Source organism: Streptomyces sp. P1-3 (genome assembly GCF_050613155.1).
Lineage (GTDB): Bacteria > Actinomycetota > Actinomycetes > Streptomycetales > Streptomycetaceae > Streptomyces.
Window position 1 is genome coordinate 1,897,898 of the sequence record NZ_CP192512.1, and the last position, 26,882, is coordinate 1,924,779.

At 72.9% G+C, this 26,882-nt stretch carries 26 protein-coding genes; 14 read left to right on the forward strand and 12 right to left on the reverse strand.

Annotated features, from left to right (window positions below; translation table 11 throughout):
- Window positions 1–21: 21 nt before the first annotated feature.
- Window positions 22–198 carry a gliding motility protein gene (locus ACQUSR_RS07800; RefSeq protein WP_431041825.1) on the forward strand — a complete coding sequence of 59 codons (177 nt, stop codon included), beginning with the start codon at window positions 22–24 and terminating at the stop codon, window positions 196–198.
- Window positions 199–265: 67 nt separating this feature from the next.
- Window positions 266–574, forward strand: a complete 309-nt coding sequence (locus ACQUSR_RS07805) for an antitoxin (RefSeq protein WP_431041826.1) — start codon at window positions 266–268, stop codon at window positions 572–574.
- Window positions 575–777: 203 nt separating this feature from the next.
- On the opposite strand, the gene ACQUSR_RS07810 is transcribed toward ACQUSR_RS07805, so the two are convergent.
- The 3 genes from ACQUSR_RS07810 to miaB are packed head-to-tail and all read right to left on the reverse strand — an operon-like array spanning window position 778 to window position 3,546.
- The gene (locus ACQUSR_RS07810; RefSeq protein ID WP_431041827.1) at window positions 778–1,518 is read right to left on the reverse strand and encodes a class III extradiol dioxygenase subunit B-like domain-containing protein; all 741 of its coding nucleotides are present in this window, start codon (window positions 1,516–1,518) and stop codon (window positions 778–780) included.
- A gap of 30 nt (window positions 1,519–1,548) precedes the next feature.
- Window positions 1,549–1,989, reverse strand: coding sequence for a hypothetical protein (locus ACQUSR_RS07815; RefSeq protein WP_431041828.1), 441 nt, complete (start codon window positions 1,987–1,989; stop codon window positions 1,549–1,551).
- A gap of 21 nt (window positions 1,990–2,010) precedes the next feature.
- Window positions 2,011–3,546, reverse strand: a complete 1,536-nt coding sequence (gene miaB / locus ACQUSR_RS07820; RefSeq protein ID WP_431041829.1) for a tRNA (N6-isopentenyl adenosine(37)-C2)-methylthiotransferase MiaB — start codon at window positions 3,544–3,546, stop codon at window positions 2,011–2,013.
- A 124-nt stretch (window positions 3,547–3,670) separates the two neighbouring features.
- Between miaB and ACQUSR_RS07825 the strand changes: the two genes are divergently transcribed.
- Window positions 3,671–4,666 (forward strand): TAXI family TRAP transporter solute-binding subunit, encoded by a 996-nt coding sequence (locus ACQUSR_RS07825; RefSeq protein ID WP_431041830.1) that lies wholly within the window; start codon window positions 3,671–3,673, stop codon window positions 4,664–4,666.
- Here ACQUSR_RS07825 and ACQUSR_RS07830 read toward each other — a convergent pair.
- The gene (locus ACQUSR_RS07830; protein ID WP_431041831.1) at window positions 4,656–6,095 is read right to left on the reverse strand and encodes an ATP-binding protein; all 1,440 of its coding nucleotides are present in this window, start codon (window positions 6,093–6,095) and stop codon (window positions 4,656–4,658) included. The two genes, ACQUSR_RS07825 and ACQUSR_RS07830, sit on opposite strands and share 11 nt — an antisense overlap.
- A gap of 33 nt (window positions 6,096–6,128) precedes the next feature.
- Window positions 6,129–6,842, reverse strand: a complete 714-nt coding sequence (locus ACQUSR_RS07835; RefSeq protein WP_431041832.1) for a response regulator transcription factor — start codon at window positions 6,840–6,842, stop codon at window positions 6,129–6,131.
- A gap of 291 nt (window positions 6,843–7,133) precedes the next feature.
- On the opposite strand from ACQUSR_RS07835, the gene ACQUSR_RS07840 reads away from it, so the two are divergent.
- The 8 genes from ACQUSR_RS07840 to ACQUSR_RS07875 all read left to right on the forward strand — a co-directional run bounded on the left by ACQUSR_RS07840 (window position 7,134) and on the right by ACQUSR_RS07875 (window position 13,813).
- Entirely contained in the window at window positions 7,134–7,913 is a 780-nt protein-coding gene (locus tag ACQUSR_RS07840) for an amino acid ABC transporter ATP-binding protein (RefSeq protein ID WP_431041833.1), read from the forward strand.
- Window positions 7,914–7,999: 86 nt separating this feature from the next.
- A complete protein-coding gene (locus ACQUSR_RS07845; protein WP_431041834.1) occupies window positions 8,000–8,815 on the forward strand; it encodes a glutamate ABC transporter substrate-binding protein in 816 nt (271 codons plus the stop codon).
- A 72-nt stretch (window positions 8,816–8,887) separates the two neighbouring features.
- Window positions 8,888–9,556 (forward strand): amino acid ABC transporter permease, encoded by a 669-nt coding sequence (locus ACQUSR_RS07850; RefSeq protein WP_431041835.1) that lies wholly within the window; start codon window positions 8,888–8,890, stop codon window positions 9,554–9,556.
- Window positions 9,553–10,491 (forward strand): amino acid ABC transporter permease, encoded by a 939-nt coding sequence (locus ACQUSR_RS07855; protein WP_431041836.1) that lies wholly within the window; start codon window positions 9,553–9,555, stop codon window positions 10,489–10,491. Before ACQUSR_RS07850 ends, ACQUSR_RS07855 begins: the two co-directional genes overlap by 4 nt.
- Before the next feature lie 270 nt (window positions 10,492–10,761).
- Window positions 10,762–12,639, forward strand: coding sequence for an FAD-dependent monooxygenase (locus ACQUSR_RS07860; RefSeq protein WP_431041837.1), 1,878 nt, complete (start codon window positions 10,762–10,764; stop codon window positions 12,637–12,639).
- 100 nt (window positions 12,640–12,739) lie between these two features.
- Window positions 12,740–12,787 (forward strand): hypothetical protein, encoded by a 48-nt coding sequence (locus tag ACQUSR_RS07865; protein WP_311314449.1) that lies wholly within the window; start codon window positions 12,740–12,742, stop codon window positions 12,785–12,787.
- A 58-nt stretch (window positions 12,788–12,845) separates the two neighbouring features.
- On the forward strand, window positions 12,846–13,436 hold the full coding sequence (locus ACQUSR_RS07870) for a cysteine dioxygenase (protein ID WP_431041838.1): 591 nt from the start codon (window positions 12,846–12,848) through the stop codon (window positions 13,434–13,436).
- Window positions 13,433–13,813 carry a rhodanese-like domain-containing protein gene (locus tag ACQUSR_RS07875; protein ID WP_431041839.1) on the forward strand — a complete coding sequence of 127 codons (381 nt, stop codon included), beginning with the start codon at window positions 13,433–13,435 and terminating at the stop codon, window positions 13,811–13,813. The genes ACQUSR_RS07870 and ACQUSR_RS07875 overlap by 4 nt, the downstream gene beginning before the upstream one ends.
- Before the next feature lie 247 nt (window positions 13,814–14,060).
- On the opposite strand, the gene recX is transcribed toward ACQUSR_RS07875, so the two are convergent.
- The 4 genes from recX to ACQUSR_RS07895 form a co-directional block, all read right to left on the reverse strand.
- A complete protein-coding gene (recX, locus tag ACQUSR_RS07880; protein WP_431041840.1) occupies window positions 14,061–14,840 on the reverse strand; it encodes a recombination regulator RecX in 780 nt (259 codons plus the stop codon).
- A 3-nt stretch (window positions 14,841–14,843) separates the two neighbouring features.
- A complete protein-coding gene (gene recA / locus ACQUSR_RS07885) occupies window positions 14,844–15,977 on the reverse strand; it encodes a recombinase RecA (protein ID WP_431041841.1) in 1,134 nt (377 codons plus the stop codon).
- Window positions 15,978–16,137: 160 nt separating this feature from the next.
- A complete protein-coding gene (locus ACQUSR_RS07890) occupies window positions 16,138–17,325 on the reverse strand; it encodes an AI-2E family transporter (protein ID WP_431041842.1) in 1,188 nt (395 codons plus the stop codon).
- A 120-nt stretch (window positions 17,326–17,445) separates the two neighbouring features.
- Window positions 17,446–17,640, reverse strand: coding sequence for a DUF3046 domain-containing protein (locus tag ACQUSR_RS07895; protein WP_431041843.1), 195 nt, complete (start codon window positions 17,638–17,640; stop codon window positions 17,446–17,448).
- A gap of 79 nt (window positions 17,641–17,719) precedes the next feature.
- Here ACQUSR_RS07895 and ACQUSR_RS07900 point away from each other — a divergent pair, with 79 nt between their 5' ends.
- Window positions 17,720–18,652, forward strand: coding sequence for a hypothetical protein (locus ACQUSR_RS07900; RefSeq protein WP_431041844.1), 933 nt, complete (start codon window positions 17,720–17,722; stop codon window positions 18,650–18,652).
- Window positions 18,653–18,771: 119 nt separating this feature from the next.
- On the opposite strand, the gene ACQUSR_RS07905 is transcribed toward ACQUSR_RS07900, so the two are convergent.
- From ACQUSR_RS07905 to ACQUSR_RS07915, 3 genes are read right to left on the reverse strand one after another with little or no spacing between them, the layout of a single operon-like run.
- Window positions 18,772–19,080: an AzlD domain-containing protein gene (locus tag ACQUSR_RS07905; RefSeq protein ID WP_431041845.1), complete on the reverse strand. Its 309-nt coding sequence runs from the start codon at window positions 19,078–19,080 to the stop codon at window positions 18,772–18,774.
- Entirely contained in the window at window positions 19,077–19,877 is an 801-nt protein-coding gene (locus tag ACQUSR_RS07910; protein ID WP_431041846.1) for an AzlC family ABC transporter permease, read from the reverse strand. Before ACQUSR_RS07910 ends, ACQUSR_RS07905 begins: the two co-directional genes overlap by 4 nt.
- Before the next feature lie 23 nt (window positions 19,878–19,900).
- Window positions 19,901–20,812 carry an AraC family transcriptional regulator gene (locus tag ACQUSR_RS07915; protein WP_431041847.1) on the reverse strand — a complete coding sequence of 304 codons (912 nt, stop codon included), beginning with the start codon at window positions 20,810–20,812 and terminating at the stop codon, window positions 19,901–19,903.
- A gap of 10 nt (window positions 20,813–20,822) precedes the next feature.
- Between ACQUSR_RS07915 and ACQUSR_RS07920 the strand changes: the two genes are divergently transcribed.
- Both ACQUSR_RS07920 and ACQUSR_RS07925 read left to right on the forward strand, forming a co-directional pair.
- Window positions 20,823–25,616 carry an ATP-dependent helicase gene (locus ACQUSR_RS07920; RefSeq protein WP_431041848.1) on the forward strand — a complete coding sequence of 1,598 codons (4,794 nt, stop codon included), beginning with the start codon at window positions 20,823–20,825 and terminating at the stop codon, window positions 25,614–25,616.
- 39 nt (window positions 25,617–25,655) lie between these two features.
- Window positions 25,656–26,459: a DNA-formamidopyrimidine glycosylase family protein gene (locus ACQUSR_RS07925; RefSeq protein WP_431041849.1), complete on the forward strand. Its 804-nt coding sequence runs from the start codon at window positions 25,656–25,658 to the stop codon at window positions 26,457–26,459.
- Window positions 26,460–26,882: the final 423 nt, after the last annotated feature.

Sequence of the window (26,882 nt, forward strand, 5' to 3'; positions counted from 1 at the left end):
GCCGAGGAGTCAGCGGACACGGTGACGGAGGAATCACCGTCGGCGGCCGCCGACGGCACGTCCGACGAGGCCCCTGGCCCGGCAGGGGAGGAGGAGCCGGTCGGGACGACCGATGCGGGCGACGGCGTCGAGATCCCGAAGCAGCAGGGCGCGGACGAGGCGGCCGACAGCGAGACCGGCGAGGGCGCCCGCACCTGATGGACGTGGCGTATATGGCGTGACGTGCGTTTCGTTACGTACGTTCCGTGATGAGGGAAGGTGTCTCATGGGCCTGCGCGACACTCTCAAGGCCAAGGCCGACCGCATGAAGGGCAAGGCCGGCGATTTCATGCACCAGCACGAGGACAAGATCGAGCGAGGTCTCGACAAGGCCGCGAAGACGGTCGACGCCAAGACCAAGGGCAAGTACAGCGACCGGATCGGGACCGGCACGGGCAAGGCCAAGGAGGCCCTCGGCCGCATCGCCCACAAGGACACCGGGACCCCTGGCACCGAAACCCCTGGCACCGGTGCCACCGGCACCCCGCCGGGCGCCGCGCCCGAGGCCGGCAAGGACCGCGAGACCGGCACCTGAGGACCTGTCCCCGGCTCCTCCCTCGGACTCCTCCCCCAGCGCGGCCGCTGGGAGGTGCCCCCAGGAGGTACCCCAGGGCGGTGCCTGCCGGCGACGTCTGAAAGCCACGGACGGCCGCGGAGCGACCAGCTCCGCGGCCGTCCGCCGTTGTGACCATCCGCCGCCGTGACCGTCAGCCGCTGTGACCGGGTCGGGCCGCGCGGCTACGACCAGGTCGCGACCATGTATCCCACTCCGTACGGCGCGTCGTCGTACAGCAGCGCGCCGCTCAGGCCCGCGCCCTCCCCCGCACCCGCGAGCACCTGCCACGGCGCGCGGCCCGCCACGAGCAGGTCACGCGCCAGCTCGCGGTCCAGAGCCGCCAGCGCCGCGGTGTCCGCGGCGCCCAGCGCACGCGCGGCCCGGGCGTCGAAATCCGCCGCCCGCTCGTCGAGGTAGCCGGGCGCCTTGAGCGTCCGGCACGCACTCCCGTCCCCCATCACCAGCAGCGCGACCCGGTCGGCGGAGCCGGCCAGCTCCCGCCCGGCCGCCGCGCACTCCGCTCCCGTCCACTCCTCGCCGACCCCGAGCCCGGTCACGGGCGCGGCGGTCCAGTCCGCGCGTTCCAGCAGCCAGGCGGCCACGGCCAGGGGCGGCGGCAGCTCCGGCGCGGCACCCGTCGCCGCGCCATGCCCCAGCCGCACTTCGGCGTCCACCCCGAAGCCGCGGAACGAACCGCGCGCGCCCTGCGGATACATGACCGCTCCGCGCGCGTCGGGGCCGGGCCCGTCGCCCGGCCCGGCCGTCGGGCCGAGGACGGCGAGCCGGTCCGGCCGCGCGGCCGCGAGCACGCCGATCGCGTCGGCGCACGCGTCGCGCAGGGACGCCAGCTCGGGCGCGGCCCCGGCGGCCACCTCGGGCACGAGCAGCGGTGGGCACGGACATACGGCGGCGGCTACGAGCATGATCGGAACCCTAACAAGGTGGCCGGGGCATCAGGGCAGGTCGCTCCGGCCGAGCCACGACGGTTTGACAGGCACACCGTCGTCGAACCGGGCGTCGTCCGGCACCGCGTCCAGCGGCGACGGCCCCGCGTCCTCGGGCTCCGCGGCGGCGGGCTCCGGCTCAGCCGTTACGGGCTCCGGATCGGCGGGGACGGGCGGAGCATCGCTGTCGTACAGCAGCTCCGCCACGGTGAACCGGGTGTACAGGTTGTGCACATTGTCGGTGATCATCATCAGCCCGTCACCGACCCGGAACAGCTGGGTCCGCTTCGTCCAGCGCGAGGGCGGCGGGAAGCGCCGCCGGGCGTGCGCCTCCAGCTCCCGCAGCGCCTCCTCGCGCGTGCCGTCGACGTAGCCCATGATGTGCGCCGACCAGCTTCTCCCCTCACCCCGGCGCACGCTGCTCTCGGCGATCAGCCCCCATCGAGCCATGTTCCGCCCCCCTCGGATCCGTCAGTCGCAGCCGCAGCCCGCCGCCGGGGCCGGGCTCGCCGACGGGGCCGGTACGCCGATGGTCGGCAGGCCCAGCATCACGCCCGCGGGCTTCGGCGCGGGGGCGGCGTTGCGCTTCTCCCACGCGTCCCCGGCGCGGGTGCGGCGTACGCCGAGGACCGGGCCCTCCGCGAGCAGGTGGTGCGGCGCGGCGTAGGTGATCTCGACGGTCACCATGTCACCGGGGCGCACCGGCTCCTCCGGCTTGCTGAAGTGCACGAGCCGGTTGTCGGGGGCGCGGCCGGACAGCCGCCGCGTGGCGTCGTCCTTGCGGCCCTCGCCCTCGGCGACCATGAGTTCCAGGGTGCGGCCGACCTGCTTCTTGTTCTCCGACCAGGAGATCTCCTCCTGAAGGGCGACCAGCCGCTCGTACCGCGCCTGCACGACCCCCTTGGGGATCTGCCCGTCCATCTCGGCGGCCGGGGTGCCCGGCCGCTTGGAGTACTGGAAGGTGAAGGCCTGCGCGAAGCGCGCCTCGCGCACGGCGTGCAGGGTCTGCTCGAAGTCCTCCTCGGTCTCGCCGGGGAAGCCCACGATGATGTCGGTGGAGATGGCGGCGTGCGGGATGGCCGCGCGCACCTTCTCGATGATGCCGAGGAAGCGCTCCTGCCGGTACGAGCGCCGCATCGCCTTCAGTACGGCGTCGGAGCCGGACTGAAGGGGCATGTGCAGCTGCGGCATCACGTTCTCGGTCTCGGCCATCGCGGCGATGACGTCGTCGGTGAAGTCACGCGGGTGCGGGGAGGTGAAGCGGACCCGCTCCAGGCCCTCGATCCTGCCGCAGGCGCGCAGCAGCTTGCTGAACGCCTCGCGGTCGCCGATGTCGGAACCGTAGGCGTTGACGTTCTGGCCGAGCAGGGTGATCTCGGTGACGCCCTCGCCGACCAGCGCCTCCACCTCGGCCAGGATGTCGCCGGGGCGGCGGTCCTTCTCCTTGCCGCGCAGCGCCGGAACAATACAGAACGTGCACGTGTTGTTACAGCCGACGGAGATGGAGACCCAGGCCGCGTACGCCGACTCGCGTCGCGTGGGCAGGGTGGAGGGGAAGGCTTCCAATGACTCGGCGATCTCGACCTGCGCCTCTTCCTGGACGCGGGCCCGCTCCAGCAGCACCGGCAGCTTGCCGATGTTGTGCGTACCGAAGACCACATCGACCCACGGCGCCTTCTTGACGATGGTGTCGCGGTCCTTCTGGGCCAGGCAGCCGCCGACGGCGATCTGCATCCCGGGTCGCTTCGCCTTCATCGGGGCGAGCCGGCCGAGGTTGCCGTACAGCCTGTTGTCCGCGTTCTCGCGCACCGCGCAAGTGTTGAAGACGACGACGTCGGCCTCGCCCTCGCCGGCACCCTCGGGCGCCCGGACGTATCCGGCGTCCTCCAGCAGACCGGAGAGCCGCTCGGAGTCGTGGACGTTCATCTGGCACCCATAGGTGCGCACCTCGTATGTCCCCTTAAGGCCCACTTCGTCCACTACTTCGCTCCGGTCGCTGCTGGTCATGCAACCAGGGTAGGCGGTGCCGGGAGTACGTCCCGACCGGACCGGGGGCCGCACCGCACCGTGCCGTAGACCACCCGCCTCAGCCACTCCCGTCCCGCCCGGTCACCTGGCAGGATCGGTGACTGTGTCCGATGCCCCCGCCCGCCCGCGCAGACGCCGCGTCCTGCGGTCCGCGGCCGCCGCCGCGGCCCTCGCGCTGCTGCTGTGGTGGCTGCTGCCGCTGCGCGGCGACTCTTCGCCGAGCGGCGAGGTCGTGCTGTCCACGGGCGTGCCCACCGGGGTGTACGAGAAGTACGGCACGCTGCTGCGCACCGATCTGCGCCGGGACCTGCCGGACGTGGACGTCCGGCTGCTGCACAGCCAGGGCTCGGTGGACAACATCCAGCGGCTGGTGCGCGGGGACGCGTCGTTCGCCATCGCCACCGCCGACGCCGTGGCCACCTACACCCGGGAGGGCGGCCACGGCGCCGAGCGGCTGCGGGCCTGCGCCCGGCTCTACGACGACTACATGCAGCTGGTGGTGCCCGCCGACTCCCCGGTCCGCTCGGCGCGGGACCTGAAGGACCGCCGGGTCGGGGTCGGCGAGGACCGCTCGGGCGTGCAGCTGATCAGCCGGCGGCTGCTGTCGGCCGCCGGGCTGGACTTCGTCACCGACATCGACGCGCGCCGGGTCGGGATCGACCGGATGACCGGGCTGCTGCGCGAGGGGAAGCTGGACGCCTTCTTCTGGTCGGGCGGGCTGCCCACCACGGCCCTGGAGGACCTGGCCGACGACGTCCCGATCCGGCTGGTCCAGCTCGGAGACCTGACCGAGGCGCTGCACCGGCAGGGCGAGGCGACCCGCTACTACCGGGCCGCCGTGATGCCCGCGGACACCTATCCGAAGGCGCAGCGCGGCCAGCCGACCAAGACCATCGCGGTGGCGAACCTGCTGATCACGACCGAGCGGGCGGACGCCGAGCTGACGGAGGGGATCACCCGCACGGTGATCCGCAGCCGGGACCGGATCGGCGAGGTGGTGCACGCGGCGCAGAAGGTGGACCTGCGCACCGCGGTGTTCACCGACCCGCTGACCCTGCACAAGGGCGCGGTGCGCTACTACCGGTCGGTCAAGCCGTAGTCGGCTCCTCCGGTCCGGTGCGGGGCACGGTGATCGTCACGCGCAGGCCGGTGGGCTCGTTGGGGGCGTACGCGATCGTGGCACCGCCCGCGGCGAGCAGGGCGCGCGAGATCGACAGGCCCAGGCCCGAGCCGGAGACGTTCTGGTGGCGGCCGCTGCGCCAGAAGCGGTCGCCGACGCGCGCGAGTTCGTCCTCGGTGAGTCCGGGCCCGCCGTCGGCGACGGTGATCGTGACGGCGTCGGCGTCCGGTGCGAGCGCGACCGCCACCTCGACCGTGGCGCCCGCGGGCGTGAACTTCAGGGCGTTGTCGACCACCGCGTCGAGCGCGCTGGACAGGGCCACGGGGTCGGCCCAGCCGGTGACGGCCACGGGCCCGGCACAGGTCAGTTCGATGCCCTTGTCCTCGGCGACCGGCAGCCAGGCACCGACCCGGTCGGCGGCGAGTTCCGCGATGTCGGTGAGGACGAGCTGGCTGGTGGAATGCTCGGCGACGGCCAGGTCCAGCAGATCGTCCAGGACCCGGGCCAGCCGTTTGCCCTCGGTACGCACCGAGGCGATCTCCTCGTGGCCCTCGGGCAGTTCGAGCGCGAGCAGTTCGATGCGCAGCAGCAGCGCGGACAGCGGGTTGCGCAGTTGGTGCGAGGCGTCGGCGACGAAGGCCCGCTGCTGGTCGAGGACCTCCTCCACGTTGTCGGCCATCTCGTTGAAGGAGCGGGCGAGGCGGCGCAGCTCGGGCGGGCCGGAGGCGGCGGCGACCCGGGACTTCATCCGGCCGGTGGCGATGTCGTGGGTGGCGGAGTCCAGGATGCGGACGGGGCGCAGCACCCAGCCGGTGAGCCGGATCGCGGCGGCGACGGCGACCAGCATGGCGGCGGCCTCGCCCGCGACGATGAGCAGCCAGCCGTCGAGGATGCGGGAGCGCATCGGGCCGGTGGGCGACTCGGTGACCACCACGTAGACGACGTCGCCGTCGCGGACGACCGGCGAGGCGACGGTCAGCCGGTCCCGCTGCCAGGGCCAGACCTGGTCCGGGCCGCTGCTGCGGCGGCCGACCAGGGCCTCCTCGAAGGCGTCCCGGCCCTCGCCCGAGCGGGGCAGCCGCCAGTCGCCGGGCGCCTGGGCCAGTGGGGTCCCGTCGCGCTGGAAGACCCCGGCCCGTATGCCGTACACGTCGTGGTAGCGGTCGAGGTCGTCCTGGAGCGCCGCCAGCCGCTCGTCCTCCTCGGTGGGCGGACGGGATGTGGCCGCCCGGACGGGGCTGGCGGTGACGAACTGGGCCATGGCGGCGAAGCGGGCCGTGTCGTCGATCCGGTCGACGACCACCCGCTGCTGCTCCCTGGCGGCCATGCTGCCGGCCAGCGGGAAGCCAAGCGCCAGCAGGACGCCCGCCATGAGGACGATGAGCAGCGGAAGGAGTCGTGAGCGCACTTCGGGCTTCAGGCTTCGGGGTTCACGCGGCGGTCAGCGGGCGGGGGCGACGAGGCGGTAGCCGACGCCGCGGACGGTCTCTATCAGGGCGGGCATCCTCAGTTTGGAGCGGAGGGAGGCGATGTGCACCTCCAGGGTGCGTCCGGTCCCCTCCCAGCTGGTGCGCCACACCTCGCTGATGATCTGTTCGCGGCGGAAGACGACGCCGGGGCGCTGCGCGAGCAGGGCGAGCAGGTCGAACTCCTTGCGGGTCAGCGGCACGGTGGCGCCGCCCACCGAGACCTGGCGGTTGGGGAGTTCGATGGTCAGGGCACCGAGCCGCAGCGGCGGCCTGGCCCCCTCGACCGGCGGCTCCTCGGCCGCCGCGGGGCTGTCGGCGGAGGTGGTGCGGCGGCTCACCGCGTGGATGCGGGCGAGCAGTTCCATCGGGTCGTACGGCTTGACGACGTAGTCGTCGGCGCCCAGGTTGAGCCCGTGGATACGGGAGCGCACGTCGGCCCGCGCGGTCACCATGATCACGGGCGTGGTGGTGCGCTTGCGGATGCGGCCGCACACCTCGAAGCCGTCCTGGTCCGGCAGCCCGAGGTCCAGGAGTACGACGCCGAAGGGCGGCCCGGCGTCGGGGAGCAGCGCCTGGAGCGCCTCCTCGCCGCTGCGGGCGTGGGTGACGTCGAACCCGTGCCGGGCGAGAACGGCGGACAGGGCCGCGGCGACGTGGTTGTCGTCCTCGACGAGCAGCAGCCGCACCAGCCCCTCCTTACCCGTTCGTGTCCTCGGTACGTAGCCGGTATGTCCGGCGGATGACATGTCTCAGGGCATCCACTCCGATACTTGGCGTACGCGTCAAGACACATCCGCAGTCCGTTATGCACCCGGTACGGAAGGATCCGCGGCGTACGGAGGGATTCGGCGTCCTGTTCACGCAGAGTGTCGGTTTGCAGCCGGATCGTTATGCTCAATTTCAGCTCAGATGTAATGACGCTGGTCGTGACCGCTCATTAAGGTCCTCCCAACCGAGGAGGATGGAGCGAGACGCCGATGAGCGAAGTATCGGTGACCAAGGACGCCACACCCCGTGCGGCGGGCGAGCTGGTCGCGCTGTCAGGAGTCAACAAGCACTTCGGCGCGCTGCACGTGCTCCAGGACATCGATCTGTCCATCGCCCGGGGTGAAGTGGTCGTCGTGATCGGACCGTCCGGGTCGGGCAAGTCCACCCTGTGCCGGACGATCAACCGGCTGGAGACGATCGATTCGGGCACGATCACGATCGACGGCAAGCCGCTGCCCCAGGAGGGCAAGGAGCTGGCACGTCTGCGTGCCGATGTGGGCATGGTCTTCCAGTCGTTCAACCTCTTCGCACACAAGACGGTGCTGGAGAACGTCATGCTGGGGCAGATCAAGGTCCGCAAGGCTGACAAGAAGGCCGCAGAGGCGAAGGCGCGCACCCTGCTCGACCGGGTCGGCGTCGGCACCCAGGCGGACAAGTACCCCGCCCAGCTCTCCGGCGGTCAACAGCAGCGGGTGGCGATCGCCCGCGCACTGGCCATGGACCCGAAGGTGATCCTCTTCGACGAGCCCACGTCGGCTCTCGACCCGGAGATGATCAACGAGGTGCTGGAGGTCATGCAGCAGCTCGCCCGGGACGGCATGACGATGGTCGTCGTCACCCACGAGATGGGCTTCGCGCGCTCGGCCGCGAACCGGGTGGTCTTCATGGCGGACGGCCGGATCGTCGAAGAGGCCGCGCCGGACCAGTTCTTCAGCAACCCCCGCAGCGACCGGGCCAAGGACTTCCTGTCGAAGATCCTGCACCACTGACGCCTTGATCGCCCGATCGTCGATCACCGATCGCCGGTCTCCCCCGCTCGACGTCTCGACGACTCGACCTCTTAAGGATGTTCACCATGAAGTTCCGCAGGACCACCGCCGCGGCCGCTGCCGTACTCGCGCTGTCCGCGACCGCCACCGCCTGCGGAGGCGGCGGCGATGACGACAAGATCAGGATCGGCATCAAGTTCGACCAGCCGGGTCTGGGTCTGAAGACGCCCGACGGCAAGTACACCGGCTTCGATGTCGACGTCGCCAAGTACGTGGCCAAGGAGCTCGGCTACGACGAGAAGGACATCAAGTGGGTGCAGGCACCCAGCGCCGAGCGGGAGAACCTGATCTCGCGCGGCGACGTGAAGTTCGTCGCGGCCACGTACTCGATCAACGACGAGCGGAAGAAGAAGGTCAGCTTCGCCGGCCCGTACTTCCTCGCCCACCAGGACCTGCTGGTCCGTAAGGACGACAACTCCATCAAGGACGCCAAGGACCTGAACAGCAAGAAGCTGTGCTCGGTCACCGGCTCCACCTCCGCGCAGAACGTCAAGAAGGACTTCGCACCCAAGGCCGATCTGCAGGTGTTCGGCGGCTACTCGGAGTGCCTGACCGGCCTGGAGAACGAGGCCGTCGACGCGCTCACCACGGATGACTCCATCCTCGCCGGCTACGCCTCGCAGGAGGAGCACAAGGGCAAGTTCAAGCTCACGGGCCTGAAGCTGAGCGACGAGAACTACGGCATCGGCATCAAGAAGGGCGACACCGAGCTCCAGGGCAAGATCAACAAGGCCCTGGAGAAGATGGTCAAGGACGGCTCCTGGGACAAGGCCGTCAAGGCGAACTTCGGTCCGGCCAACTACAAGTACGAGCCCGCGCCGAAGATCACCGAGAAGAGCTGAGGACACCGCGGCGCGTCGTCCCCGGCGGACGGCGCGCCCCTTCCATCCGATCAGGGGAGAGCGCGGTAGAACGTGTTCGAATTTCTTGAAGGGTATGACCTGCTCGCGGCCTTCTGGACCACGGTGCAGCTCGCCCTCTACTCAGCGATCGGTTCCCTGATCTGGGGAACCGTCCTCGCAGCCATGCGGGTCAGCCCCGTCCCGGTGATGCGCGTCTTCGGCACGGCGTACGTCAACCTCATGCGGAACACCCCGCTGACCATCGTCCTTCTCTTCACCTCGTTCGGGCTGAACCAGACGCTGGGGGTCAAGCTCTTCGGCGGTGAGACGGACGCCGTCAACTTCCAGCTCGCGGTGCTCGGTCTGACCGCGTACACCGCGACGTTCGTCTGCGAGTCGCTGCGCGCCGGCATCAACACGGTGCCGGTGGGCCAGGCGGAGGCGGCCCGCGCTCTGGGCCTGAGCTTCACGCAGGTCCTGTTCCACGTGGTGCTGCCGCAGGCGTTCCGCGCGGTCGTCGCGCCGCTGACGAACGTCCTGATCGCGCTCACCAAGAACACCACGGTCGCCGCCGCGATCAGCGTCGCCGAAGCCGCGGCCCTGATGAAGGAGATGATCGAGAACGAGACTGACGCGATCTTCCTCGTCTTCTCGGTGTTCGCCTTCGGCTTCGTGGTACTGACCCTTCCGACCGGCCTGCTGCTCGGCTGGGTGGCCAAGCGTGTGGCGGTGAAGCGATGAAGAACCTCTCCGTGCTCTACGACACGCCCGGCCCGCGCGCCCGGCGGCGAAACGTCGTCTTCACCGGTGTCTTCCTGATCGTCCTCGCCCTCGTGGCCTGGTGGGTCCTCCAAATGATGGCGGACCACCACCAGTTGGAGGGCGACAAGTGGAGGCCGTTCGCCGAGGACAGCCGGGTGTGGACCGAGTTCCTGCTGCCCGGCCTCGGTGAAACCCTCAAGGCAGCGGCGCTTGCCATCCTCATCGCGCTGCCGCTCGGCGCGGCGCTCGGCATCGGCCGGCTCTCCGACCACGCCTGGATCCGCGTCCCGGTGGGCGCGGTGGTCGAGTTCTTCCGCGCCATCCCGGTGCTGATGCTCATGGTGTTCGCCTACCAGGCATACGCGGAGTTCGCTGACATCCCGTTCGAGGTCCGGCCGCTGTACGCGGTGGTGACCGGCCTGGTGCTCTACAACGCCTCCGTCATCGCCGAGATCGTCCGGGCGGGCATCCTCTCGCTGCCGCGCGGCCAGACGGACGCGGCCAAGGCCATCGGCATGCGCAAGGGTCAGACCATGACCTCCGTGCTGCTGCCGCAGGCGGTCACCGCAATGCTCCCGGCGCTGGTCAGCCAGCTCGTGGTGATCGTGAAGGACACCGCGCTGGGCGGTGCGGTGCTGGGCTACGAGGAGTTGTTCTTCCAGGTCCGCCCGATCACCGCGAACTACGGTGCCAACACCATCGCCTCGATCACGGTCGTCGCGCTGATCTACATCGCGGTGAACTTCCTGCTCACCAGCTTCGCGAGCTGGCTGGAGCGCAAGCTGCGGAGCCGCAAGAAGGGCACCGGCGCGGTCGTGTCGGCCGGGCAGGTCGACCAGTTGGAGACCGTGGGCGGCCCGTCCATGGTGACGGATCGGCAGAGCGGCCACTCCCAGGGCGGCTTTTCCGCCTGACCGTCCGGCACCCTGCGTGAGCGGCAGGCGGCGGCGAATGCGCCGCCGCCTGCGCCGTGTCCGCTTCCTCTCTGCCTCGTGTCTCCCTCTTCTGCCTCTTGTCCGCCTCTTTGATCGCTTGACGCAAGCGCCCGCAGTGGGTTGCATACGCTGTGTGATCACGCACCGGGCACCCTCCGCCAGCTCCCCGACACCCCGCCCCGCCGTCCGCCCCGTTCTTCGTACCGCGCTCCGCCACGGCGCGGGACCGGGCATCCGAGGAGCCGCGCCGTGGACCCGGTGATCGTCGCGGGGGCGGGTCCGGTCGGTCTGTCCCTGACTCTGGCGCTGGCCCGGCTGGATGTCCCCGTGGTCCTGGTGGACGAAGGCCCCGGACTGGATGAACGGCGGCCCGCCCGTACGGCCGTACTGCGCCCGGACACCGTGGCACTCCTGTCGCGGATGGGCTGCGCGAGTGCCTTCGGCGACCAGCGCTGGACGGCGTGGCGGACGATGCGGCGGCGGAATCTGGTGCGACGGGTGCCCTTCGGGCCGGGAGCGGAGCCGGGTGCGAGCCCAGGGACGGGCCCGGGTGCCGTGGACGGCGCGGGTGCCGTCGCGGAGGCCGCCGAGGTCGCGGATTCCGGTACACCCGATGTGGCGGCAGGCGCGGTCGCCGCGCCGGTGCACCTGGCCCAGCACGACCTCACCCGCGCGCTCCGCGCGGAACTGGCGGCGCGCGCCGCCACCGGCCTGGTCACGTTCGTCACGAACAGCCGGGTCGACGCGCTGGAGCAGGACGCCGCAGGGGTCTCCGTGCACACCCGGGGCGCGACCGAGACCTGGTGGCGCGGCAGCCATGTGGTCGGCTGCGACGGCCCCAGGTCCACGGTTCGCAAGCTTCTCGGGGTGCGCTTCCCCGGACGTACGGCGGTGGAACGTCAGGCGATCGCCGCGCTGCGCACCGAACTCCCCTGGCCCGGCGAGGGCGTGCTGCACCGCTCGCCGCCCTGGCATACCGCCGACGACGAGGTGACCGCCCGGCCGCTGCCGGGCGGCGTGTGGCGGCTGGACTGGCTGCTGCCGCCCGGTGGCGACCTGGTGACGCCGGACGCGCTGCTGGCGCGGGTGAACGACACCCTCGCGGGGTGGTACGACGACGCCGCGCCCCCGTACGAGCTGCTGGACACCGGCGTGTACACCGTGCACCACCGGCTCGCGCGGCGCTGGCGGGTGGGGCGTGTGCTCCTCGCCGGAGACGCCGCCCATCTGCTGGGCGCGCTCGGCACGCAGGGCCTGGACGAAGGACTGCGGGACGTCGGCAACCTGGCCTGGAAGCTGGGGCTGGTCTGGCACCGCGCCGCGGGGGATCCGGACACCCTGCTGGACAGCTACCAGTCGGAACGGCGGGGCGCGGTCGGCGCCCGGCTGCGGGCCGCGGATCAGGCGCTGCCGCCGGTACGGGCCACGGGCGGCTGGCGCGCGGTGCGCCGCTCCGTCGTACCCGGTGCGGCGCGCGGGCACGACACCCTGCTCACCGAGGGCCATCTCGGGGCGGGACCGCTCGGCGCGCCCCCGGTGTACGCCCGCTCGCCGCTGGTGCCCGCGACCCCGCCCACGGGCTGTGTCACCGTCGGCACGCCGCTCGGCGCGCTGGTCGCCGATGTGCCGGTGACCGCGTCGGACGGCGCGTCGGTCCGGCTGCGGGACCGGCTCGGCCAGGAGCTGCTGGTGGTGCTGGTCGCCCCCGGCACGGGCGTATGGGACCGGCGGCACTGGCTGCGCGCGGGCCTGATGCCGCGTCTGGCGGCGGCCGTCGCGGCGCTGCCGGTCTCGGCCGAACTGCTGGTGGCCGAGGACTATCCGGGCGCCGCCGCGCACACGGTCCTGCTGGTGCGTCCGGACGGGCACCTGGCCGCGGCCCTGTCGGGAGTGCGGCCCGCCGAGCTGTACGCGTACGCGGACGCGGTACGCGGCGGCGGCGTGGCGCGGGGGGCGGAGGGCGTCCCGGAGCGGTCGGAGAGTCCGGATCGGTCCGAGAGGTCTGATCGGTCCGAGGGATCGAAGGTGCCGGAGGGATCGAAGGTGCCGGAGGGATCGAGGGTGCCGGAGGGACCGGGGAGGTCGGAGCGCTCGGGGAGCGAGGCCCGGACGGCGGCCCGCCGCTAGAGTGCCTCCGTCCGCACATGGTTGACCGCCTCGTCCCGCGCGTGGTTCACTGCGCGGCGTGACCGACACCCGGCTGCCGCGCTTCTGGCGGAGGGTCCATGTGGACCTCCTCCGCTACGCGGGCTGCGTGTGTCGCCCGTCCTGTTGATCCGCTTCCCGCGCGCGGCATGGGCCGCGCTCCTTCGCGATCTCCCAGGACGGTCCCTGTGTCTGACGTACGCACTCCCCTGCCCGCGCCCGCCGCGGTGCCCGCACACGCCGCCGAGCCGCCGCCCGCCGATTCCGCGGCCGTAGCGCCCGGTTCCGGTCCCGACGCCGCCGAACTGCTCGCATTCGCCCTCAGTACGGCCGCCGACTCCGCTCTCGTCGCCGCGCTCCCGCTGGATCCGGAAGGCCGCACCTGGCTGCGGTTGGACGGTCCGGGCGGCAGCGAGGCATGGCTGATCGCGTGGCCGCCCGGCGCCGGCACCGGCTGGCACGACCACGGCGGCTCGCGCGGCGCCTTCGCCACCGCCGAGGGCGAGTTGACCGAGCAGTCCCTCGCCGCGCGACTGCCCGGCGAGGGCTGGAAGACGCTGGAACTGGCCGACGGCCTCGACCGGACGCGGCGCCTGCCGGACGGGCGCGGCCGGGCCTTCGGGCCGCACCACGTCCACCAGGTGTTCAACGCCTCTGCGGAGCGGCACGCGATCTCGGTGCACGCGTACTACCCGCCGCTGCCGCTGATCCGGCGGTACAGCCGCACCGGGCCGGTCCTCCGGCTGGAGCAGGTCGAACTCCCGAAGGAGTGGGCATGAGCGCCGGCGTCGACGGGCTCCTGGCCGAGGCGCGCGAGGAGCTGGAGCGGGTCGGTCCGGTCGAGGCGGCACGGGTGAAGGCCGCGGGCGGCCTGCTGGTCGACATCCGGTACGCGGCGCTCCGGGAACGCGACGGGACGATCCCCGGGGCGTTGGTCGTGGAGCGCAACGAGTTGGAGTGGCGGCTGGATCCGCTGTGCGAGCACCGGCTCCCCGAGGCGACCGGGCACGATCTGCCGGTGGTCGTGATCTGCGACGAGGGGTATGCGTCCAGCTTCGCGGCCGTCTCGCTGCGCCGACTCGGTCTGAAGCGGGCAACGGACCTCATCGGCGGCTTCCAGGCGTGGCGCGCCGCGGGCCTGCCGATACGGACCTGAGGCGCGTCAGTCAGGCTTGCGGCCCGGGGGCGTCCACGCCGACCAGGGGGGCACGCCGACCAGGGGGGGGCACGCCGCCCCGGGGCGTCCGCATCACCCCGGTTCGCCCGCGCAGCCTCAGGTCGCCCGCGCCGCCTCAGGTCGTCCGCACCACCCCAGGCCGTCCGCACCGCCCCGGGTCGTCCACGCCGCCCCGCGTCATCCGGACTACCCCGGTTCGTCCTCGACGCCCGGGCGGGCCGGTGCGTCAGTCGTCGGGGAGGTGTGCGTCGAGGAGCTCCGGGTCCCCGCCCTCCTCTTCCAGCGCGCGCCGCACCACGCGCAGGGCCAGACCCTCGGGGTACCCCTTGCGCGCCAGCATCCCGGCGAGGCGGCGGAGCCGCTTGTCGGGCGTGAGGCCGCGGGTGGTGCGCAGCTTGCGCTCCACCAGCTCGCGGGCGGTGCGCTCCTCCTGCTCGGAGTCGAGGCTGCCGACGGCCTCGTCGATCACGGCGGAGTCCACGCCCTTGGTGCGCAGTTCGCGGGCGAGCGCCCTGCGGGCCAGGCCCCGGCTGTGATGCCGGGACTCCACCCACGCTCCGGCGAAGGCGGCGTCGTCGATGAGCCCGACGTCCTCGAAGCGGGACAGCACCTCTTGGGCCGCGTCTTCGGGGATGCCGCGTTTGCGCAGCGCGTCCGCGAGCTGTTTCCGGGTGCGCGGAGTGCCGGTGAGCAGACGCAGGCAGATCGCCCGCGCCTGCTCCTGCGGGCTGGGCGGAGTCCCCCGCTCGCTCCGGGCCGTGTCCTCCTCGAAGGGCGGCCCGGAGCGAGCGGGAAAGGCATCATCCGCCGTACGGCCTCGGCGTCCGGCGTGACCGCGGTGCCCGGCACGGTCGGCGCGACCCACGTGCTCCGCGTGATCCGCGCGATCCAGGTGGTCCGCAGGATCCATACGGTCCGCGTGATCCACATAGTCCGCATGGTCCACGCGGCCCGCGCCGCCGGGCGGCCGGTCCGGCGGCTCCGGCCAGTCGGTTCGCCGCGTCACGGATCAGCTCTTGGCCGCGGCGGCCTTGGTCGCCTTCGCTCCGGCCTTCGCCGTGGCGGGCGCGGCCTTCACCGGTGCGGCGGCCACGGCGCCGGCCTCTCCGGCGGCGTCGGCGCCGGGCTCGGCGGCCGGGGCCTCGGGCTTGACGCCGATGCCCAGCTTCTCCTTGATCTTCTTCTCGATCTCGTTGGCGAGGTCGGGGTTGTCCTTGAGGAAGTTGCGGGCGTTCTCCTTGCCCTGGCCGAGCTGGTCGCCCTCGTACGTGTACCAGGCACCGGACTTGCGGATGAAGCCGTGCTCGACACCCATGTCGATCAGGCCGCCCTCGCGGCTGATGCCCTGGCCGTAGAGGATGTCGAACTCGGCCTGCTTGAAGGGCGGCGCGACCTTGTTCTTGACAACCTTGCAGCGGGTGCGGTTGCCGACCGCGTCGGTGCCGTCCTTGAGCGTCTCGATGCGTCGGATGTCGATGCGCACGGAGGCATAGAACTTCAGCGCACGGCCACCGGTGGTGGTCTCCGGTGAGCCGAACATGACGCCGATCTTCTCGCGGAGCTGGTTGATGAAGATCGCGGTGGTCTTGGACTGGTTCAACGCGCTGGTGATCTTGCGGAGCGCCTGACTCATGAGCCGGGCCTGCAGGCCGACGTGCGAGTCGCCCATCTCACCCTCGATCTCCGCACGCGGCACCAGGGCCGCCACGGAGTCGATGACGATGAGGTCGAGCGCGCCGGAGCGGACCAGCATGTCCACGATTTCGAGAGCCTGCTCGCCGTTGTCCGGCTGGGAAAGGATCAGGTTGTCGATGTCGACGCCGAGCTTCCTCGCGTACTCGGGGTCGAGGGCGTGCTCGGCATCCACGAAGGCCACCGCGCCGCCCGCGCGCTGGGCGTTGGCCACCGCGTGCAGGGTCAGGGTCGTCTTACCGGAGGACTCCGGGCCGTAGACCTCCACGACGCGGCCGCGCGGCAGCCCGCCGACGCCGAGGGCGACATCGAGAGCGGTCGACCCGGTGGGGATGACCTCGATGGGCTCGTTCGGCCGCTCGCCCATGCGCATCACGGCGCCCTTGCCGAATTGCCGTTCAATCTGTGCGAGCGCGGCGTCGAGCGCCTTCTCGCGGTCGGTTCCTGCCATGGGTTCCACCCGGTTTGCTTGAGTCGATCGCTTCACGTCCATGACGCTAACGCCTGCCACTGACAATGCGCCCGGACGGCGGCCGGCCTGTGGAAAACCCGGGCCGGAACACCCATGAGAATGGATGTTCGATTTTCGTGTCAACCGGGCCGCTTCCGTGTCAACCGCGCCGCACCAGCGCGCCGCGGGCCCGCGCGAGCACCGAGGCCCGGCGCTCCCGCCGCGGCCGTCCGTGGACCCGCGGATCGTCGGTGACGTCGTAGCGCTTGATGTACGCCCCGAGGAACGCCTGCAGGGTCGCGGTCGCCGGGATGGCGATCAGGGCACCCACCGCGCCCAGCAGCGCGGTCCCCGCGATCACCGAGCCGAAGGCGACGGCAGGATGGATGTCCACGGTCCTGGCGGTGATCCTCGGCTGCAGCAGATAGTTCTCGAACTGCTGGTAGACCACCACGAAGCCGAACACCCACACCGCGTACCAGGGGTCGACCGTGAACGCGATCAGCATCGGCAGCGCACCCGCCATGTAGGTGCCGATGGTCGGGATGAACTGCGAGATCAGCCCCACCCAGACGGCCAGCGCCGGGGCGTAGGGCACGCCCAGGCTCTCCAGCAGGACGTAGTGCGCCACACCTGAGATCAGCGCCATGAGGCCGCGCGAGTAGAGGTAGCCGCCGGTCTTGGCGACCGCGATCTCCCAGGCGCGCAGCACCTCGGTCTGCCGGTGGGGCGGCAGCATGGAGCACAGGGTGCGGCGCAGCCGGGGGCCGTCGGCGGCGAAGTAAAAGGCGAAGAGCATCACCGTCAGGGCCTGGAAGAGCCCGCCGAGGACGGCTGCGGACACGTCCAGGACGTTGTCGGCGCTGTCCTTGACGTACTTCCGCAGCCACTCGGAGTGCAGCAGGCTGTCCTGGATCTCCACGCGTGACAGCTCGGTGTGGAACGTCGCGTTGATCCAGCGGATCACCTGGTCCAGGTACTTGGGGAAGTCGTCGACCATGGTGACGATCTGGCCCGCGAGCATCGAGCCGAGCAGCGTGAAGAACCCGGCGACGGCGACGAGTATGCCGAGGAAGACGACAGCGGTGGCCACGCCCCGGCGCACGCCCCGCGCGGCCATCCGGTCCACCGCGGGCTCGACCGCGAGCCCCAGGAAGAACGCGATCAGGAGGTTGAGCAGCAGCCCGGTCAGCTGGTCGAACGCCCAGGTGGCGAGGCGGAAGCAGGCCACCAGGGCGAGGGCCAGCACCATGGCGCGCGGCAGCCAGGCGGGCATCCGCGCGTCCGGCCGCGCGGGGGCGCCGGTCGCGGCGCCGTCTTCGGGGAGCGTCTCTTCGGTGGTGGCCACCCGCCCAGTGTGGCCTACGCGCCGCGCACCGATCCGGCCAGCCCCGCACCGGGAATCCGGCCAGCGCCGCACCGGGAAGTGCCCGGGTATCCGGAGCGGCGAGGGCGCGGAGCGTGTCGCTCAGCGCCTGTCGTACGGGATGTCCAGGGCGCTGCACACGCCGCGCCACACGTCCTTGGCCTCCCAGCCCGCGGCCAGCGCCTCATGGACGGTCCTGCCGCCGAGCTCAGACATCACGTGATCGCGCGCGAAGGAGTCGGCGTAGCCCTCGCCGAAGTAGTCCGCCATCCGCTGCCAGAAGACCGTCAACCGCATGCGACCAGTATCCCGCCCCTGAGAGTGCTGCTGAGCGTGAGCCGCTGTCCGGCGGCTCGTTCCGGCCTACGGTCGGAGCATGGACCGTACCGAAGCAGCGTCCCTGGCTCCTTGTGCCCGCGCCGAGCAGTTCGTCTGGCTGACCGCCCGCGTCCTGGAGCAGCACCGATTCGCGTTCCACTTCCTGGACGGCGGCGCCGACCCGGTCGAGGCCGCGCTCACCGCGTACGAGCGGGCGGACGGCGGTTTCGGCCACGCGCTGGAGCCGGATCTGCGGGGACCGGTGAGCCAGCCGCTGCACACCGCGCAGGGACTGCGCGTACTGGACTCGATCGGCCGGTGCGGCGGGCAGCGCGTGGAGCGGATCTGCCGCTATCTGACGCGGGTCTCCACGCCGGACGGCGCTCTACCGGCGGTACACCCGTCTTTGCGCGGCTACCCGGCGGCCCCCTGGATCCCGGTACGCGACCATCCGCCGAGCGCGCTGCTGACCACGGGCCCGGTGGTGGGCCTGCTGCACGGCAATGAGGTGTGGCACGCGTGGCTCTTCCGGGCCACGGACTTCTGCTGGGCGGCGGTCGGGGCGCTGGCGGGCGGCGCGCGGACACATCCGTACGAGGTGCGGGCGGCGGTCGCGTTCCTGGACGGGGCGCCGGACCGCCCGCGCGCGGAGGTGCTGGCCGAGCGGCTCGGCCGGAGCGTGCGCGAGCAGGGGCTGGTGGTGCTGGATCCGGACCGCGCGGCCGACCATCCGCTGCCGGAGGGCTACGCCCCGGGCGAGTACCACTACGCGTACGACTTCGCGCGGACACCGGACTCGCTCGGCCGCCGGTGGTTCAGCGACGAGGAGATGGCGCGCTCCCTGGACTTCTTGGCGGCCACGCAGGAGGAGGACGGCGGCTGGCCGATCAGATGGCGCGTATGGGCCCCGGGTACGGCACTGGAGTCGCGGCCGATCGTGACCATCGAGGCCCTGCTGACACTGCGCGCATACGGGCGGAAGATCGCCTGAACCGCGGCCCCACGCGTGCGTGGGGCCGCTCCTCCCAGGGGCTACACAGCTCGGCGCTTGATGCAGCCGCACGCGCCCATGGGGTCCCGCAGTCCGCGGGACCCCATGGGCGCGCCGCGCTAGCCGGCCAGCGCTCTGACGGCCGCGGCCACCACCACCGCCGCTCCTACCACCACCAGAAAGGGCGCGCGCAGCAGCAAGGCGAGCGCGGCGGCGCCGACCCCGGCCGCGCGGGCGTCGATCATCAGGGTGTGGGCGTCGCTGAAGGTCTGCTGTGCGGTGAGGGCGGCCAGCAGCGCGACCGGCACCAGTGCCGCCAGCCGTTTGACGGCCGGGCGCTCCAGCACCCCGGCGGGCACCGACAGCCCCAGCAGCTTGACCAGGTAGCAGCCGAGCGCGGTCGCCGCGATGGCGATCCAGGTGTTCAACGTGTTCCCTCCCCGATCTCCGCGCCGATCTCCCGGGCCTCGCTCGGCCCAGCCTGCTCACCGCTCGGCTCGGCGCTCCGGCCGCCGGTGCGTCCCTGGACGGCGAGGACCAGGGGTGCGGCGAGGGCGGCCACCAGCACCGGCACTCCGGCGGGCAGCACGGGCACAGACGCCAGCACCAGCAGCACACCGAGCGCGGCGACCGCCCGCTCCGTACCGCTCTGGAGCTTCGGCGCCAGCAGGGCGAGGAAGACCGCGGGCCCGGCGGCGTCCAGCCCCCAGGCGTCGGTGTCGCCGAGCGCGGACGCCCCCAGGGCACCGACCAGGGTAGTGAGATTCCACAATGCGAAAAGTGTCGCCCCTGTGACGGTGAATCCGAGCCGCGCCGATCGCCGGTCGCGCTGGGCGAAGGCGACGGCGGCCGTCTCGTCGATGACCCAGTGCGCGGCGAACGGCCGCACGGCGCGGGGAAGCCGCAGGATCCCGGACAGCCGCATCCCGTAGAAGGCGTTCCGGACCCCCAGGAAGAACGCCCCGGCGGCGGCGGTGAGCGGGGTCCCGCCCGCGGCCACCGCGCTGACCAGGGCGAACTGGGAGGCGCCGGTGAAGACGAACAGGCTGAGCGCACAGGTCTGGAGCACGTCGAGCCCTGCGTCGGCGGAGGTCACACCGAACGCGAACCCGGAGAGTCCGACCGCGACACCGACGCCCAGCGCGTCGCGGATCACGGGCCGGTCCGCCGCGGGACCGCCGTCGAGGGGTATGTCTGTTGGACTTGGTGCTGTTGGTTCTGCCACGCCTCGCACGCTAGGAGGCGTGGTCACCCACGGTCTTGTACGTTCTTGCGTTCCCGCCGGTAGGCGCCCGGCGGCACCCCGACGATGCGGGTGAAGTGCCGGTTCAGGTGCGGCTGGTCGGTGAAGCCGACGGTCACGGCCGCCTGCGCGGGCGGTGTGCCCGCGTCCAGGAGGCGGCGGGCGCGCCGCACCCGGGCATCGGTGAGCCAGGTGTGCGGTGGCATTCCATAGGTGTCCCGGAACGCGCGCAGCAGCGAGAAGGGGCTGGTGCCCAGTTCGGCGGCGAGCGTGCCGAGCGACGGCGGGTCGGCCATGCGTTCCTCCAGCACGGCACGGGCGCGGGCGGCGTTGCGCGCGCCGGCGCCGGGCACCGTGCGCGGCGCGAGAGGCGCGCCGTACAGCCGCAGCATCCGGGCGACCGCGATCCGCAGCAGGCTGTCGGCGGCCAGTGCGTTGCCCTCCTCCGCCGCCCGGTGCACCTCGGTGACGAGGCGGTGGCTGCGCCGGTCGTCCTCGATCACGACGGCACGGAATCCGGCGGTGCCGCGGATCGCCGCGGTCTCCGCCGCGATGTCCGCGATCAGCTCCGGGGCCGGGTAGAGCACCTGGTACCGCCACCCCTCCGGCACTCCGGCATGCCCGGTGTGCGGTACGTCCGGGTTGAGCAGCGCCACCCCGCCGGAGCCGACCCGCTCCATGTCGCCCCGGTGCCGGAACTCCTCGATGCCGTGGGTGATCGCGGCGATGACGAAGGTGTCATGGGTGTGCGTGACGAAGGCCTTGCGGATGTAGCGGGCCCGCAGCAGGTCGACCCCCGGCAGCTCGGGGTGCTGCCAGTGCCGTGCGCTCTCCCCGCTGCCCATGGCATCCATTCTGCGCCCCGCCCGCACGGCGCTGACCTGCGGGTGGGGCCGGTTGTCAGTGGTGCGGTGCACGATTGGGGGCATGGTCAGGTCGGCGCTCCACGACTTCTCCCCGGCCACCCGCGGGTGGTTCACCGGGGCCTTCAACGCGCCCACGGCCGCGCAGGAAGGGGCGTGGCGGGCGATCGGCGAGGGCTCGGACGTGCTGGTGGTGGCGCCGACCGGCTCGGGCAAGACCCTGGCGGCGTTCCTGGCGGCGCTCGACCGGCTGGCGAGCGGTCCGCCGCCCGCCGAGGCCCGCAAGCGGTGCCGCGTGCTGTACGTGTCTCCGTTGAAGGCCCTGGCGGTGGACGTCGAGCGCAATCTGCGCAGCCCGCTCACCGGCATCCGGCACGAAGCGGTCCGGCTCGGGCTGCCCGAGCCGGAGGTCAAGGTCGCCATCCGCTCCGGCGACACACCGGCCGCCGAGCGGCGAGCCATCGCCACGCGCCCGCCGGACATCCTGATCACCACGCCCGAATCGCTGTTCCTGATGCTCACCTCCGCGGCGCGGGAGGCGCTCAGCGGGGTGGAGACGGTCATCCTCGACGAGGTGCACGCCGTCGCAGGGACCAAACGCGGCGCGCATCTGGCGCTGACCCTGGAGCGGCTGGACGAGCTGCTGGAGACCCCGGCCCGGCGGATCGGCCTGTCAGCGACCGTGCGGCCGGTGGACGAGGTGGCGCGCTTCCTGTCGCCGCGCCGCAAGGTGGAGATCGTCCAGCCCCCGTCCGGCAAGGAGTTCGACCTCTCCGTGGTCGTCCCGGTGGAGGACCTCGGCGAGCTGGGCGGGTCCCCGGTCCAGGACGGTGACACGGGCGAGAAGCCCTCGATCTGGCCGCATGTGGAGGAGCGCATCGCGGACCTGGTGCAGGCGCACCGTTCCACCATCGTCTTCGCCAACTCCCGCCGCCTGGCGGAGCGGCTGTGCAACCGGCTCAACGAGATCGCGTACGAGCGCACCACCGGAGAGCCGCTGCCGGAGGACCACTCCCCCGCCGAGCTGATGGCCGAGTCCGGAGCCGCCAGAGGCGCCCCGGCGCTGCTCGCCCGCGCCCACCACGGCTCGGTCTCCAAGGAGCAGCGGGCCCAGGTCGAGGAAGACCTCAAGGCGGGCCGGCTGCCGGCCGTCGTCGCCACCTCCAGCCTGGAGCTGGGCATCGACATGGGCGCGGTCGATCTCGTCGTCCAGGTCGAGTCGCCGCCGTCGGTGGCCTCGGGCCTCCAGCGGGTGGGCCGGGCCGGGCACCAGGTGGGCGCGGTGTCCACCGGGGTCGTCTTCCCCAAGTACCGCGGCGACCTGGTGCAGGCGGCGGTGGTCACCGAGCGGATGCGCACCGGCGCCATCGAGTCGCTGCGGGTCCCCGCCAATCCACTGGATGTGCTCGCGCAGCAGTTGGTCGCCATGACGGCGATGGACACCTGGGACGTGGACGAGCTGCTGGCCGTGGTGCGCCGCGCGGCGCCCTTCGCCGCCCTGCCCGAATCGGCCTTCACCGCGGTGCTCGACATGCTCGCGGGCCGCTATCCGTCGGACGCCTTCGCGGAGCTGCGGCCGCGTCTGGTGTGGGACCGGGTCGCGGGGACGGTCACCGGGCGGCCGGGCGCGCAGCGGCTCGCGGTCACCTCCGGTGGCACCATCCCCGACCGCGGCCTGTTCGGCGTCTTCCTCGCCGGTGCCGACCCCAAGCGGGGCGGAGGCCGGGTCGGTGAGCTGGACGAGGAGATGGTCTACGAGTCACGCGTGGGGGACGTCTTCACCCTCGGTACGACCTCTTGGCGCATCGAGGACATCACGCGCGACCGTGTGCTGGTCACCCCCGCGCCCGGGGTTCCCGGCCGGCTGCCGTTCTGGAAGGGCGACCAGCTCGGCCGCCCGCTCGAACTGGGCCGCGCGCTGGGCGCGTTCCTCCGCGAGATCGGCGGCATGGCCCCGGAGACCGCCCGGGAGCGGCTGGCCTCGGCCGGCCTGGACGACTGGGCGGCCGACAACGTGCTCGGCTACCTCGCGGAGCAGAAGCAGGCGTGCGGCCACGTCCCGGACGACCGGACGATCGTGGTCGAGCGGTTCCGGGACGAGCTGGGCGACTGGCGGGTGGTCGTCCACTCGCCCTTCGGCGCCCAGGTGCACGCGCCGTGGGCGCTGGCCCTCGGCGCCCGCCTCACCGAGCGGTACGGCATGAACGCCCAGGTGATGCACGCGGACGACGGCATCGTGCTGCGGCTGCCGGACGCGGACGTGATGGGGCTGGACTTCCTGGACGACGATCCCGCCGCCCGCGGCCGGGAGTACGACACCGAGCAGTCCCCCGTCGGGGCGGCCGACGTCGCGTTCGACAAGGGCGAGGTCGATCAGATCGTCACCGATCAGGTGGGCGGCTCGGCGCTGTTCGCCGCCCGGTTCCGGGAGTGCGCCGCGCGCGCCCTGCTACTCCCCCGGCGCGATCCCGGAAAGCGCACCCCGCTGTGGCAGCAGCGCCAGCGCGCGGCGCAGCTGCTGCAGGTGGCGAGCGAGTTCGGTTCGTTCCCGATCGTGCTCGAAGCCGTCCGGGAATGCCTCCAGGACGTGTTCGACGTTCCGGGCCTCGCCGAGCTGATGGCGGACATCGAGGCCCGCCGGGTGCGGCTGGTCGAGGTGACGACTCCGGAGCCGTCGCCGTTCGCCCGCTCACTGCTGTTCGGCTATGTGGCGCAGTTCCTGTACGAGGGCGACTCGCCGCTGGCCGAGCGGCGCGCCGCGGCGCTCTCCCTGGACTCGCGGCTGCTGGCCGAGCTGCTGGGCCAGGCGGAGCTGCGCGAACTGCTCGACGCCGAGGTCCTCGGCGAGCTGGAGCGCGAGCTGCAGTGGCTCACCGAGGACCGGCGGGCCAAGGACCGCGAGAGCGTCGCCGACCTGCTGCGGCTGCTCGGCCCGCTCACCGGCGGCGAGCTGGCCGAGCGCGGCGCCGAGCCGTCGTGGATCGACGACCTGGCGGCAGCCCGCCGGGCGATCCGGGTCCGGATCGCCGGCCGGGACCACTGGGCCGCCGTGGAGGACGCGGGCCGCCTCCGGGACGCGCTGGGTACCGCGCTGCCGGTGGGGGTCCCGGAGGCCTTCACCGAGCCCGTCAAGGATCCGCTCGGCGATCTGCTCGCCCGGTTCGCGCGGACGCACGGCCCGTTCACCTCAGCCCAGGCGGCCGCCCGGTTCGGCCTCGGTGAGGCCGTCACCGACGGCGTACTGCACCGCCTCGCCGCCGACGGCAGGGTGCTCCTGGGCGAGTTCCATCCGGCGGGCATCGGGCAGGAGTGGTGCGACGCGGCGGTGCTGCGCCGGCTGCGCCGCCGCTCACTTGCCGCGCTGCGCCAGGAGTTGGAGCCGGTGCCGCCCGCCGCTCTCGCCGCGTTCCTGCCGCAGTGGCAGCATCTGGGCACGAACAGCCTGCGCGGCATCGACGGCCTGGTGCGCGCCATCGAGCAGCTCCAGGGTGCCCCGGTCCCCGCCTCCGCCCTTGAGAAGCTCGTCCTGCCGTCCCGGGTCGTCGACTACAGCCCGACGATGCTGGACGAGCTCACCGCCTCGGGCGAGGTGGTCTGGGCCGGGGCCGGGGCGCTGCCCGGCAGGGACGGCTGGGTCTCCCTCCACCTCGCCGAGGCCGCCCCCCTGCTCCTGCACCCCCCGCACGCCCTGGAGACGAGCCCGCTGCACCAGGCCGTGCTGGACGCCCTCTCCGGGGGGTACGGGCTGTTCTTCCGGCAGATCGCCGACCAGGTCCGCGCCACGCTCCCGGACTGCGCCGATCCGCAACTGGCCGACGCCGTGTGGGACCTGGCCTGGTCCGGCCGGCTGACCAACGACACCCTGGCGCCGCTGCGCGCGCTCCTCGGCTCGGGCCGTACGGCGGGCGCCACCGCCCACCGCGCCCGGCGCACCGTCCCGCGCGGCCGGTACGGCACGTTCACCGGCCGCGCCGCGGTCCCCGGCCGCACCACCGCTTCCCGGAGCGGCCCGCCGACGGTCGCCGGGCGCTGGTCCCTGCTGCCCGAGCGGGAGCCGGACGCCACCCACCGCGCCCACGCCCTGGCCCGTGCGCTGCTGGACCGCCATGGCGTCGTCACCCGCGGTGCCGTGGCGGCCGAAGGCGTCGAGGGCGGCTTCTCCGCCGCGTACCGGGTGCTGTCGGCGTTCGAGGAGACCGGCCAGGCCCGCCGGGGCTACGTGGTCGAGGGGCTGGGCGCCGCCCAGTTCGCCATGGACGGCGCGGTGGACCGGCTGCGCGCGGTCAGCGCCGCCCGCGAGCGGACCGCCGGCCTCGCGGCCGCTGGGGGTACCTCCCATGCCGAAGTCGCCCGGCTGACTCCCCCAGCCAACGCTGGGGGTGCCCCCAGGGGAGGAGTCCCGTTCGGGGCGCCTCCGGTGCCGCAGGCGACCGAGCGGGCCGTGCTCCTGGCCGCCGCCGACCCGGCCAACGCCTACGGAGCCGCGCTGCCCTGGCCCGAGCCGCCCACGGGGGCCGGGCACAGGCCGGGCCGCAAGGCCGGCTCGCTGGTCGCCCTGGTCGACGGCGACCTCGCCCTCTACATGGAGCGCGGCGGCAAGACCCTGCTGGCCTGGCCCGCGGGCCAGGCCTGGGGGCACCTCCCAGCGGTCGCGCTGGGGGACGAGTCCCCGGCCGACGACATGCGTCTGCGTACGGCGGTGGAGGCGCTGGGGGCCGCCGCCCGCGCGGGCACCCTCGGCACGGTCACCGTGGAGCGGATCAACGGCTCCCCGGCCCTGTCCTCCCCCATAGGCCGGATGCTGGAGGAGGCGGGCTTCCACGCGACACCGCGCGGGTTGCGGCTGCGCGGCAGGTGAGCGCCCCGTCCCGCGTTCCCCGGCGGCATCATGGGGTCCATGCCCGAAGGAGACACCGTCTGGCAGACGGCGCGCCGCCTCCACCAGGCCCTCGCCGGCGACCGCCTCGTCCGCTGCGAGCTGCGCGTCCCCCGGCTGGCGACCGCCGACCTCACCGGCCGGATGGTCACGGAGGTCACCCCGCGCGGCAAGCACCTCCTCACCCGTGTCGAGGGCGGCCTGACCCTCCACTCCCATCTGCGGATGGACGGCGCGTGGCACGTCTACGGCGCCGGTGAGCGGTGGCGCGGCGGACCGGGGCACCAGATCCGCGCCGTCCTGGCCACCGCCGAGCGCACCGCCGTCGGCTACCGGCTGCCGGTTCTGGACCTGCTGCGTACGGCGGACGAGGACCGTGTGGTGGGGCATCTCGGCCCCGATCTCCTCGGCCCCGACTGGGACCCGGACGAGGCCCTGCGCCGGCTGCTGGCCGACCCCTCCCGTCCGCTCGGCGAGGCCCTGCTGGACCAGCGCAACCTCGCCGGGATCGGCAATGTGTACAAGTGCGAGCTGTGCTTCCTGCTGCGGGTCCCGCCCTGGCTGCCGGTGGGTGACCTTCCGCAGCCCGAGCGGGCGGCGGCCTGGGCCAAGAAGCTGCTGGAGGCCAACAAGGACCGCGCCGCCCGCGTCACCACGGCCGATTCCCGCGCGGACCGCAGGTTGTGGGTGTACGGGCGCGCGGGCCGGCCCTGCCGGCGCTGCGGAACCCCGATCCGGGCCACCGGGGAGAGCCCGGCGAACGCCACCGCCATGGCCGGGGAACGCGTCACCTTCTGGTGCCCCGGCTGCCAGCCTGACCAGTGATCACCGGACGCCCCGTCAGCCCCGGCCCGTACCAGGCCCTGAGGGCTCGGTCCCGGAGCACGGCCCGGACCCGGAGGACCGGCCGGACTCCGAGCAGAGTCCGGACCCCGAGCACGGCCCAGCCCCGGAGCGCGGCCCGGCCGCCGGGTTCCGCCGGGTGGCCCGTCCCACCCAGGCGCCCCGGCGCCCGCCGTCAGCCGTGGATCTGGGAACGCAGTGCACCGGCAGCAGGCTCAGCCCCCATCCGCCCGCGGCGATCAGCCCTTCGACAGGTCCCGTACGCCCCGGCTGAACGGCCAGTCGCACCGCCGCCCACCACCAGACCGCACCGGCCGCGAGCGCGCATATCCACCGGGCCGCCCGGCCGTACCGGGCGCCGCCCCCTCCGACGGCTGCCATGGCTCCCTCCTCCGGCCGGGGGCG